This is a genomic window from Chryseobacterium defluvii (assembly GCF_003634775.1).
GTDB lineage: Bacteria > Bacteroidota > Bacteroidia > Flavobacteriales > Weeksellaceae > Chryseobacterium > Chryseobacterium defluvii.
In genome coordinates this window covers 600,517-612,549 of the sequence record NZ_RBXB01000001.1, presented here as the reverse complement: position 1 = coordinate 612,549, position 12,033 = coordinate 600,517, and the positions used below count along the sequence as shown (strand labels likewise).

General features: G+C 36.8%; 11 protein-coding genes. 3 read left to right on the top strand and 8 right to left on the bottom strand.

The window, feature by feature from the left end:
- Positions 1 to 70: 70 nt before the first annotated feature.
- Both BCF58_RS02915 and BCF58_RS02910 read left to right on the top strand, forming a co-directional pair.
- Complete coding sequence (locus BCF58_RS02915; RefSeq protein WP_121460287.1) at positions 71 to 982, top strand: ABC transporter ATP-binding protein; 912 nt, start codon at positions 71 to 73, stop codon at positions 980 to 982.
- A gap of 2 nt (positions 983 to 984) precedes the next feature.
- The gene (locus BCF58_RS02910; protein ID WP_121460286.1) at positions 985 to 2,295 is read left to right on the top strand and encodes an ABC transporter permease; all 1,311 of its coding nucleotides are present in this window, start codon (positions 985 to 987) and stop codon (positions 2,293 to 2,295) included.
- 70 nt (positions 2,296 to 2,365) lie between these two features.
- Here BCF58_RS02910 and BCF58_RS02905 read toward each other — a convergent pair whose 3' ends face one another.
- The 8 genes from BCF58_RS02905 to BCF58_RS02870 all read right to left on the bottom strand — a co-directional run bounded on the left by BCF58_RS02905 (position 2,366) and on the right by BCF58_RS02870 (position 10,138).
- Positions 2,366 to 3,034: a porin family protein gene (locus BCF58_RS02905; RefSeq protein WP_121460285.1), complete on the bottom strand. Its 669-nt coding sequence runs from the start codon at positions 3,032 to 3,034 to the stop codon at positions 2,366 to 2,368.
- Between the two features lie 20 nt (positions 3,035 to 3,054).
- Complete coding sequence (gene sucD, locus BCF58_RS02900; RefSeq protein ID WP_121460284.1) at positions 3,055 to 3,927, bottom strand: succinate--CoA ligase subunit alpha; 873 nt, start codon at positions 3,925 to 3,927, stop codon at positions 3,055 to 3,057.
- Between the two features lie 90 nt (positions 3,928 to 4,017).
- Positions 4,018 to 4,920: a UDP-3-O-(3-hydroxymyristoyl)glucosamine N-acyltransferase gene (locus tag BCF58_RS02895; protein ID WP_121460283.1), complete on the bottom strand. Its 903-nt coding sequence runs from the start codon at positions 4,918 to 4,920 to the stop codon at positions 4,018 to 4,020.
- Positions 4,921 to 4,987: 67 nt separating this feature from the next.
- A complete protein-coding gene (efp, locus tag BCF58_RS02890) occupies positions 4,988 to 5,554 on the bottom strand; it encodes an elongation factor P (RefSeq protein ID WP_121460282.1) in 567 nt (188 codons plus the stop codon).
- A gap of 75 nt (positions 5,555 to 5,629) precedes the next feature.
- Complete coding sequence (gene lpxA / locus BCF58_RS02885) at positions 5,630 to 6,418, bottom strand: acyl-ACP--UDP-N-acetylglucosamine O-acyltransferase (RefSeq protein WP_121460281.1); 789 nt, start codon at positions 6,416 to 6,418, stop codon at positions 5,630 to 5,632.
- Complete coding sequence (locus BCF58_RS02880; protein WP_121460280.1) at positions 6,419 to 7,816, bottom strand: bifunctional UDP-3-O-[3-hydroxymyristoyl] N-acetylglucosamine deacetylase/3-hydroxyacyl-ACP dehydratase; 1,398 nt, start codon at positions 7,814 to 7,816, stop codon at positions 6,419 to 6,421.
- The gene (lpxD, locus tag BCF58_RS02875; RefSeq protein WP_121460279.1) at positions 7,809 to 8,840 is read right to left on the bottom strand and encodes a UDP-3-O-(3-hydroxymyristoyl)glucosamine N-acyltransferase; all 1,032 of its coding nucleotides are present in this window, start codon (positions 8,838 to 8,840) and stop codon (positions 7,809 to 7,811) included. The genes BCF58_RS02880 and lpxD overlap by 8 nt, the downstream gene beginning before the upstream one ends.
- 71 nt (positions 8,841 to 8,911) lie before the next feature.
- Positions 8,912 to 10,138, bottom strand: a complete 1,227-nt coding sequence (locus BCF58_RS02870) for an HD domain-containing protein (RefSeq protein WP_121460278.1) — start codon at positions 10,136 to 10,138, stop codon at positions 8,912 to 8,914.
- A gap of 159 nt (positions 10,139 to 10,297) precedes the next feature.
- Between BCF58_RS02870 and BCF58_RS02865 the strand changes: the two genes are divergently transcribed.
- Positions 10,298 to 11,938 (top strand): S41 family peptidase, encoded by a 1,641-nt coding sequence (locus tag BCF58_RS02865; protein WP_121460277.1) that lies wholly within the window; start codon positions 10,298 to 10,300, stop codon positions 11,936 to 11,938.
- Positions 11,939 to 12,033: the final 95 nt, after the last annotated feature.

Here is a 12,033-nt window from a genome sequence, read left to right as displayed (position 1 = left end):
TCAACAGATTCTGTTTCATTATTCCGTAACTTTCGGGATATTTTTATACTAATTACAGAAAAGTAACTTAATGTTAAAAGCTGAACATATTACTAAAACCTACAATGCAGGGAAAAAAGTAGCATTGGATGACTTCAGTATACATGTGCCCAAAGGGAGTATTTACGGGCTTTTAGGACCCAACGGAGCAGGAAAAACTTCATTCATCCGTATCATCAATCAAATTACTCAGGCGGATTCCGGAAATGTTTTTATTAATGGGGATAAACTTAGTCCACATCATATTAAAGATATCGGCTATATGCCTGAAGAAAGAGGGCTTTATAAAAACATGAGCGTAGGTGACCAGATCCTTTATTTTGGAGAACTGAAAGGGATGAGTAAAAATGACGCCCTGAATGAAGCCAAAAAATGGTTTGAAAAGCTGAATATCGATCAATGGTGGAAGAAAAAGCTTTCTGAACTTTCTAAAGGAATGGCTCAGAAAATTCAGTTTGTGGTAACGGTTTTGCACAGACCTCATCTTTTGATACTGGATGAGCCTTTTTCAGGTTTTGACCCGGTGAATGCCAATTTGATCAAAGATCAGATCATCGACCTTAAAAATAACGGAACTACTATTATCCTCTCCACTCACAGAATGGAAAGTGTGGAAGAAATGTGTGATTATGTGGCTTTAATTAATAATTCCAAGAAAATTATTGATGGAAGGGTGTTTGATGTAAGAGAGAAATTCAAGAAAAATATTTTCGGGATTACTCTTTCGGAGGTAGATGAACAACATTTGGATATTTTTAAAAATAAATATGAAATTTCCAATTTTTCTCATAAGAATAATCTGACTTCTTTTGACCTTAAAAGTACCGGAAATCAGAACAGTGTTCTTTTAGATTTGGTGCATGTCGGAAAGGTAAGGTCATTCGATGAAAAAATTCCGAGTATGAATGAAGTGTTTATTAATGCTGTAAGTAATCATTCTTAATTATGAATAATATTTTTCTTATTACAAAAAGGGAGTTTCTTACTCAGGTTAAGAAGAGATCCTTCATTATATTAACGTTATTGGCCCCGTTGATGATTGTTGCTTTTGGAGCAGTTATCGGCTTAATGTTTAAAGCCAACGAATCTCACAATGTTATCCAGGTTGTTGATAAAAGCGGGCTTTTTAAAGGTCAGATGAAATCAGATGATCAGCTTAATTATGTTTTTATTTCTGATGCCAATGAAAACGCTAAAATCAATACTTTAAAGAATGACGAGTCCTTAAACGGAATTCTTATTCTGCCGGAGCTTAAAAATCATAATTATGACGAGCTGGAAAAAAATACCAGGCTCGTCGTCAATAGCAAAATAGGGTTTGATACCAAGCAACGTATTGTTTCCGACATCACCAATGTGATTAAAAAAGAAAAGATGAAGCAACTGGGTATTGCTGAAACTGAGCTTAATAATCTGGATCAACATTTCACGTTAAAAACCATCAACGTTTCTGAGAATAATAAAGAGGATTCCGATCTTGCTTTTGGGGTAAAAACCGGTTTAAGCATGGTTCTGATGTATGTGACGTTTATGTTCATCATTATTTATGGAGTAAGGGTAATGAGAAGTGTTCTGGAGGAGAAAAACAACAGAGTGGTTGAGATCATTATTTCTTCCGTAAAGCCTTTTGAACTGATGATGGGAAAAATTCTGGGGGTAACGATGGTTGCTTTAACTCAGTTTATCATCTGGATCACGATGTCTGTCATTGGAGCATTGATCCTAAATACAGGCTTTTCATCCATTCAAAAGAATATTCCGGGGGGAAATGAGGAACTGATGAGTAAACTGGACATTGCCCAGATTGCCACACAGATTTCTCACAGCCTGCTGGAGCTTAACTTCCCGCTGATCATTTTTGTATTTATCATTTACTTTTTATTAGGATACATATTTTACAGTTCCATTTATGCAGCCATTGGCTCTGCAGTAGATAATGAGACAGAAACCCAACAATTTACTTTATTTGCCATTTTACCTCTAACGTTAGGAATGTATGGGAGTTTTTCTTTAATGAATAATCCGGACGGTCCTTTAGGTTTCTGGCTTTCAATTATTCCCTTTACTTCACCTGTTGCGATGATTGCAAGGATTCCTTTCGGTGTTCCTGTGTGGCAACTGGTTCTGTCTATAGTGCTTCTGTTGGGAACAACAGTTTTCATGATATTCCTGGCGGGTAAGATCTACAGAGTGGGGATTCTGATGTATGGAAATAAAGCCACGATGAAGGAGCTTTGGAAATGGATCAGAGGATAAGGTCAATCATATATAATAATAAAAATCCCGGGAAATTCCCGAGATTTTTTGTATACTGAATAAAAATATTCTATTGGAAAATGTAGCTTACGCTTAGCCCGATAACCTGTTCGGATTTACCTTTTGAAGTTCCTCCTTTTTCTTTTGAAAGATCAGGATACGTATTAGATACTCCAAAATCGTATTTAAGAGCAACTTCTAATTGTCTCTTGTAGCTATATCCTACACCGATGCCGATAGCAAAGTTAAAGCTTGCCGCTTTTCCGCTAACTTCCGGTTGGGTGGGATCAACTACATCAGGATCATAGTAAGGTCTTGATGCAGGAGCATTTTTAACATTCTGACTCAACAGGAAGTTAAATCTTGGCCCCGCCATTCCAAAAAACTCAGATTCAGCTTCTGAAAAATAGCCTTTGAAATAAACAGGTACGCTTAAATAGTTATTGGCATATACTGCATCATAACCATCAACGTTTTTAGCATCTTTATCCTTTCCTGTTTCTCCCGCTCCATAATACAATACTTCCGGTTGCAGATAAAACTGGTTATCACTTCCCAGTGGAATTAAAGCTAATGCTCCTCCGTGGAAGGCAAATCTTGGCCCTGAAGGATTATGAGCATTTTTTACTCGGGAATAATTACCTCCGGCCGTTATACCGAACCTTGTGCTGCTAAAATCAATCTGCGCGAATGATAATGTGGAAAGAGCCAAAGCGGAGGTTAATAAAATTTTTTTCATATCGTTGGTTTTGAATTATTTTATCCTAAAACTTTTGCAACAGTTGCACCGATGTCAGCTGGAGAATCTACAACGTTAATACCGTTTTCTCTCATGATCTCCATTTTTGCCTGAGCTGTATCTTCAGCACCTCCTACGATAGCACCTGCGTGCCCCATAGTTCTTCCTTTAGGAGCAGTTTGCCCGGCGATGAACCCTACAACCGGTTTAGTAGATCCACTAGCTTTATACCATCTTGCAGCTTCAGCTTCTAATCCGCCCCCGATCTCACCGATCATTACAACAGCTTCTGTTTCCGGATCGTTGATGAACAATTCCAAAGCTTCTCTGGTTGTAGTACCAATGATTGGGTCACCACCAATACCGATCGCAGTAGAGATACCGAAACCTGCTCTTACTACCTGATCAGCAGCTTCATACGTTAAAGTACCTGATTTTGACACGATACCTACTTTTCCTTTTTTGAAAACGAAACCAGGCATAATACCAATTTTAGCTTCTTCAGAAGTAATGATTCCAGGGCAGTTCGGACCGATTAATCTGCAGTCTCTGTCAGCGATATAAGATTTTACTTTTACCATGTCTGCTACCGGAATACCTTCAGTAATACATACAATTACTTTAATTCCTGCTTCTGCAGCTTCCATAATCGCATCTGCAGCGAATGCAGGCGGTACGAAGATGATGCTTACGTTAGCTCCTGCTTTTTCAACAGCGTCAGCAACTGTATTAAATACCGGTTTTCCTAAGTGCTCGCTACCTCCTTTTCCCGGAGTAACACCACCTACTACGTTGGTTCCGTATTCAATCATCTGACCTGCATGGAAAGTACCTTCGTTCCCTGTAAATCCTTGTACAATTACTTTAGAATCTTTGTTTACTAAAATTGACATTTTATTGTTATTTAAATTTATTTAATGAATTTATTAATGCTCACAAATTTACTTATTTTTCTTTGATTTCAGATAAAACTTTGAATTTGTTTATTTGAGATTTCTCAGCTTTACTTCTTTTTTCAAATAGGTTTTAAAATCTTCTGCAAACATCCCGATATACGTCCCTTTTTCAAGGTCTCTGTTGACTCCCGTCTTCCCTAATATTACGGACCCGCCTTCAATTTTGTTACCGGAAGCGATACCCACCTGTCCCCAAAGTGTAACCTCATCGCCTATCACACAACACCCTGCAATTCCCACCTGTGAAGCAATTAAACATTTTTTACCGATTACCGTATCATGGCCTATCTGAATCTGATTATCCAAAACAGAACCTTCTCCGATCACCGTAGAGGCCGTCACTCCTCTGTCGATGGTACAGTTATTTCCAATTTCCACATTATTTTCAATCACCACATTTCCTACGGAAATAAGGCGGTCGAAATTGCCATTCAGTTTACGGTAATAGAATGCATCTCCTCCAAGTACGGTTCCGGATTGAATAATGACATGGTCCCCGATCTCAGTTCTGTCTCCTATGACAACATTGGGGAAAATAAGAGTATTTTTCCCAATTTTCACGTTGTTTCCAATGACAGCGGAATGATGGATCTTAGTGCCTTCACCAATTTCAACATCGTGAAGCTCTTCCGTGAAGTTATATATTCTGGTAAAATGTGTATTGATTCTATTGAAATCCCTGAAAGGATCTTCTGAAACCAGGAGTGCTTTTCCTTCCGGACATTCAACTTCTTTATCAATTAAAATAATAGTTGCTGCAGAGTTTAAGGCTTTATCATAATATTTCGGATGGTTAACAAACACTATTTCGCCTTGTTGCACCATATGAATCTCATTGGTCCCCAATACTTCGAAGTCTTCAGGCCCAATAAACTTTGCTCCTACTAAATCTGCAATAGTTTTAAGTTTTTGTGGAGAATGGAATCTCATAACATTGGTTGTCTTATAAAACAAAATTCGGAATGCAGAGGCAAACCGAATTGTTGTAAATTATAGTTTATTCTTTTACTCTTTCTAAGTAAGAACCATCTTCTGTGCTTACTTTGATTTTGTCTCCCGGTTCAATGAACAAAGGTACCATTACTCTTGCCCCTGTTTCTACAATTGCATTTTTAAGAGCGTTGGTAGCAGTGTTTCCTTTTACTCCCGGATCAGCTTCAATAACATCTAAGTACACTGACTGTGGAAGTTCTGCAGAAAGCGGAGTTTCGTCAACTTCTTTCAGAATGATCGTAACTTCTTCTCCTGCTTTCATAAACTGAGAGTTTTCAATCATTTCTTTGTTAAGATACAATTGAGAGAAGTCATCGTTATTCATGAAGTGAAAACCATTCTCATCATCATAAAGATATTGGTATTTTCTTGTGATCACTTTTACCTCGTCAATTTTGTGACCGGCAGAGAATGTATTATCAATTACTTTTCCGTTAGTTACTGATTTTAGTTTTGTTCTTACGAAAGCCGGTCCTTTTCCTGGTTTTACGTGAAGGAACTCGATTACTTTATAAATATCATTACTGTACTCAATACAAAGTCCTTTTCTGATATCGTTACTTGTTGCCATTAATATATATTATCTTTTATTATTACTTGTTTATTTGTAAAGACAAACCACAAATTAGCCTTTTAGCTGTTACGGTTATTCTTTTCCTGTTCCGTATCCTTTCACGATACCTCTTGGAGAGTTTTGAATGAACTGAAGGATTTCATCTCTTTCAGCGGTTGGAAGCATTTCTTTTTCAATATACGAAATCGCCTGGGAAACATTCATTTTCATCTGGAAAATAGCCCTGTAGATTTTCTGGATCTCGAAGATTTTTTCATTGGTAAACCCTCTTCTCCTCAATCCTACCGAATTGATTCCTGCATAAGACATCGGCTCTCTAGCCACTTTTACATAAGGCGGAATGTCTTTTCTCACCAATGTACCTCCGGAAATCATTACGTGTTTTCCGATTTTTCCAAATTGATGAACGGCACTAAGACCACCCATTACAGTATAATCACCGATTTCCACATGACCTGCAATACCGCAACCGTTTACAATGATTACATGATCACCGATAACGCAGTCGTGAGCAATATGGGAAGTGGCCATGATCAGGCAATTTTTGCCAATTTTGGTATAACCCAGCGCTTTTGTTCCTCTGTTTACAGTTACACATTCTCTGATCGTTGTTTCATCGCCAATAATGACCTGAGTATCTTCGCCATCAAATTTCAGATCCTGTGGAATTGCAGAGATTACTGTTCCCGGGAAAATTCTGCAGTTTTTACCTATTCTTGCCCCATCCATAATGGTTACGTTGGGACCGATCCAGGTTCCTTCTCCGATTTCCACATCTCCTGCAATTGTAGTAAAAGGTTCTACAATAACATTTTTGCTGATTTTCGCACGTTTATCTACGGCGGCTAATTGATGAATCATTTAATCAACTTTATTTTTTGCTACTTGGGCCATCAGCTCTGCTTCTACAGCCACTGCATCTCCTACATATCCATATCCCTGCATATGTACAATACCTCTTCTAATAGGCTCAATCAATTCGATTTTGAAAATGATGGTATCTCCCGGAACTACTTTTCTTTTGAATTTTACTTTATCGATTTTAATAAAATACGTCGAGTAATTTTCAGGATCCGGAACGCTTGCCAATACCAAAATTCCTCCTGTCTGAGCTAAAGCTTCCACCTGTAAAACTCCGGGCATCACCGGTTCTTTAGGAAAATGTCCTACAAAGAACGGTTCGTTCATTGTTACATTTTTCAATCCTACCACATGAGAATCTGATAATTCAAGAATTTTATCGATTAATAAAAACGGTGGTCTGTGCGGCATAAGACGCATAATTCCGTTGATATCAAAAACAGGTTCTTTCGTTAAATCAAAATCAGGTACATTTTTCTTTTTCTGTAGTTTCCACTGACGGTTCAGCTTCTTGGCAAACTGAGTATTTACATAATGTCCCGGTTTATTGGCAATAACTTTTCCTTTTATTTTCACTCCTGCCAAAGCCAAATCACCAATTACATCTAATAATTTGTGTCTTGCAGCTTCATTAGGATAATTTAAAGTAAGATTATCTAGAATTCCATTGGGTCTGATCGCAACATGGTCTTTGCCAAATGCTTTCTTTAGTTTTTCTGTAGTATCCGGAGTTAAATCTTTGTCTACATATACGATGGCATTAGAAATATCCCCTCCTTTGATCAATCCGTGATCCAAAAGCATTTCCAATTCATGTAAGAAACTGAAAGTTCTTGCAGATGAGATTTCTTCTTTAAAATCAGATATATTTTTCATGGTTGCATTTTGGGTTCCTAACACTTTAGTCCCAAAATCTACCATGGTAGTGATTTCGTAAGTATCCGAAGGAATAATGGTAATTTCTGATCCTGTTGCAGGGTCTACATAGTTCAGAACTTCTTTTACTACAAGATATTCTCTGGCAATATTCTGTTCTACTACGCCCACACTTTCGATAGCTTCCACAAAAAATTTGGAAGATCCGTCTAAAATTGGAGGTTCTGAAGCATCCATTTCAAGAACGGCATTATCTATGTCGCAACCTACCAATGCAGCGAGAAGGTGCTCACAGGTAGTAATTTTTACTCCTAATTTCTCTAATGTTGTACCTCTTTCAGTGGCCACCACATAATTTACATCCGCTTCTACCTGAGGGTGTCCCTCTAAATCTGTTCTTACGAATACAAAACCTGTATTTTCTTTTGCAGGTTTAATGGTAAGTTTTACTTCTTTACCCGTATGAAGACCAATTCCGGAAAGCGTTACTTCTTCACGGACTGTTTTTTGCATATCACTCATTAGTTTTATCTTTTGAGTTATTCTCAAGATTATTTATTCTACTTACGATTTCTGTGAAATTCCTGAAATGAACATAATTTCTGCGGAAGTCTGATGCAGAAATGGCAGGAGATCCATACAATACATCTCCGTCCTCAACATTATTATTCACACCACTCTGTGCCTGAATTTTAACCTGATTACCAATATTGATATGTCCTACAATACCGACTTGTCCTCCAATCTGGTTCCAGTTACCGATAATCGTGGATCCTGCGATTCCCGCTTGTGCCGCAATCACATTATTTTGTCCAATCTTAACGTTATGGGCAATCTGGATCAGGTTATCTATTTTTGTTCCTTTCCCGATAATGGTAGAACCGATGGTAGCTCTGTCTATGCTACAATTGGAACCTATTTCCACATCATTTTCTATGATCACATTTCCTAATTGAGGAATTTTTTTGAAACCTTCCGGTGTAGGCTGAAAACCAAACCCATCTCCTCCTACCACTGTATTGGAATGAATAACACAATTATCTCCGATAATACAATAATCATAAATCCTTGCGCCACTGTCAATTTTACAGTTTTTGCCTATTTTCACACCCTTTCCTATATATACATGAGGATAGATTTGTGTTCCTTCTCCAATCTTGGCCTTTTCAGAAACGTAGGTAAAAGCTCCGATATATACTTTCTCACCAATTACTGCAGTGGAATGAATAGAAGAGCCATCTTCAATTCCTTCTCTTCGGCCTTGCATTTCCTGATAAAGGTTCATTAAAACCTGAAAGGAAAGATAGGCATCTTTTACGGCAATAATGGTTGCACTATAACTATCTTTTGTTATTAATTTTTCTGAAACTATAAGGACTGAACACTTTGAAGTATCCAGAAAATGCGAGAATCTGTCCTGTGCTATAAAAGAAAGATGACCGGTTTCTCCATTTTCAATTGGTGAAACTCCGGTAATAAGTGCGTTCTCATCACCTATTATTTTTCCGTCTATAAAACTTGCAATTTGCGAAGCTGTAAATTCCATATTCTGCAAAGATAAGAAATTCTATAATTCGCAAACATTTTTTAGTTTCAGGACTGCAATTTTAATATTCTTTAAGAATTAATTTTATAGAGTTCTCTAGGATAGGTAAGAATGTACCTCACCGTTTTATTAACCATTAATCCTGACAGGAGCTGGTCTTCGGATTCATGCATTCTGATCTTTTTGCTATTTTTCTGCAGCAAATAAATAGGCTGCTTTTCCGTATTATATGGCAGGAGTTTTCTCTTGATTTCATGTACCAGTTCTCCTCCATTATCAATTCCGAAAAATTCATTAGTTTTTTTTATTTTTTCTTCAATAAACTCTTTTTCAAAAGGATGGGAAGAAATAATGGTTTTTGGCAGGTTTCTCTGGATCACGCACCGGCACCAGTAAGACAAGATAAAATCATCAGAATTCTGCCATAGTTTCATGGCCTGAATCACGTCATTATCATCCATCTGAGTGAATCTTTCCACATCTTCATCTGTTGCTGCACTTTTTCCACGGTACAAGAAATACTTCAGGTTTTCTGTTGCCGGAAGTTCCACTCCCTGAGAAACCAAGTATTTGGCTCTTTCCAGAATCTTTACCAGAAGGAATTCTGCCAAAGCTGATGTCTTATGATAATACACCTGCCAATACATGAACATTCTGGCTGTTAAAAAATTTTCTATGGAATAAATACCTTTTGCATCAATCACCAACTCTCCTTCCTCGCAAACATTCATCATGGAGATAATTCTCTGAGTATTAATATTTCCTTCCGAAACCCCTGTAAAGAAACTGTCTCTTTTCAGATAATCGAGTCTGTCGACATCCAATTGGGAGGAAATAAGCTGGTTAAAAAATTTCCTGTGGTATTTCCCCTGAAACATTTCAATGGCAATTGATAACTGACCTTCAAATACCTCATTTAATCTGTTCATCAATAACAATGACAGGTTTTCATGATGCCAATCGTCCATCAGCATGCTTTCCAATGCGTGAGAGAATGGGCCATGACCAATATCATGCATCAAAATAGCCAACATCGCGCCTTTCTCCTCTTCTTTTGAAATGTCGACACCCTTTAGTTTTAATGTTTCCAAAGCAGTAAACATCAAATGCATAGCTCCTAAAGCATGATGAAATCTTGTATGGGTTGCTCCCGGAAAAATCAGGTTCAAAAGCCCCGTCTGAGAAATTCTTCTCAGTCTTTGAAAATAGGGATGTTCAATAACATCAAATAAAATTTCATAAGGAATTTTGATAAATCCGTGAACCGGATCATTAATGATTTTTAGCTTATTCTGCATTGAAAATTCGATATTAGCAAACAAAGTTAGGGAAATTTAATTTTAGCCTGATTTAATTTTGATTGATAATATGACGATAACTACAATTCTATTTAGAAAGAAAATAGCATGTATTTTGGGGTTTACCTGTATCTTTGAGTTATAAAGTCATAATCATCCATGAGGAGTATCTCTGTTTTTATCCTTCTATTATTAAGTATTACTTTTTCTGCCCAAACGATTTCCGAAATTCAAAAACTGGAGTCTTTATGCAAAGTATGGGGATTTTTAAAGTATTATCATCCTCATGTAGCTAAAGGCAGTTTCAACTGGGATCAACAGCTTTTTCAAAAAATGGATGAATTGGAAAATGTTCATGACAAGGCACAGTTAAATGAATTGTACTCTCAATGGATTGATAATCTTGGTAAAGTAGAAATATGTGCAAAGTGTAAGGAACAGGAAGATAAAATTTATTTTCTCAAAAATTTTGATTTACGCTGGATCCAGGATTCCGTTATTTTTTCTGAGAATGTAAGCCGAAAGCTTGATTATATCCAAAATAACAGGAATCTAGGCAGTCATCATTATTTCGGAACCGGCGGAAGGAAAGTTTTTTTCAGAAATGAAAATTCTTATGGCTCCAAATTCACTTCCAAGCAGATAAGCCTGTTGGAATTATTCAGATACTGGAACTATGTTGAGTATTTTTTTCCTTATAAATATGAAACGGATCAATCCTGGAATGAGGTCCTGAAAGAAATGATTCCAAAGTTTATTCAAGTAAATAATGATGAGCAGTACCATTTGACACTGGCAGAACTGGTTACTAAAGTAGATGACTCGCATGCTTTTCTGTTCTCTCCACTGATCAGTCTCAATCAGTACGGAAGAAGAAGGATTCCTGTGGAATATGAGTATGCGGAAGGAAAATTGGTTGTAACGAAAATCAATTCCAATAAGTTTAATGAAGTATGTTTATTGAAACCGGGAGATGTAATTTACGACATAAATGGTAAAACCATTCCCCAGGTGGTAAATGCTTTTGGAAAGTATATTCCTGCTTCCAATTCCTGGGGCAAAATAAAGAAGGTAAAGAACCTTTTTCTTTTTTCAAATAATGATTCCATTGATATTAAACTTGAAAGAAACGGTCAGAATATGGCTATTACCATAAAAACTTATCTTCCCGGGGATATCAATTATGAAAAGCCTGTCATGCCTGAAAAATGGAAATTTATTGACATGGATAAAAAAATAGGATATGTTCATATGGGAACCATTGAAAGAAAGGATATCAATGAAATGTATGATGCCCTGAAAACTACCGAATCTATTATTTTTGATTTAAGAAACTATCCTAAACAGACAATATTGCCTTTAAGCAAGCTATTACTTCCTAAAAGCTCTGTTTATTATCAGTTTAATTTTCCGGAAACCAATTATTTGAGTAAATTCTACAGCAGAAAAAACAGCATCGGGAAAAATAATCCGGATTATTATAAAGGCAACATTATCGTTTTGGTTGATGAGAATACCCAAAGCCAGGCAGAAACTACAGCCATGATGTTTAAGCAACACCCTAAAGCAAAGCTAATTGGCAGTCATACTTCAGGAGCTAACGGAGATATCATCAGATTTAAAATTGCCGGACTGGACACAAGCTTCACCGGACATGGAGCTTATTATCCCGATCAGAGAGAGACCCAGAGGGTAGGAATTATTCCCGACATTCTTATAAAACCAACAATAAAAGGAATAAAAGAGGGAAAAGACGAAGTATTGGAAAGGGCTCTTGAGTATATAAAAACGGGACTTTAATGAATAATCACAGATAAAAAAATATTGCTTAATTTCATTTAACTAATATTTAACTTTTAATCTGCTCATTTTGGCAGATTTTATAAAGAATTGGT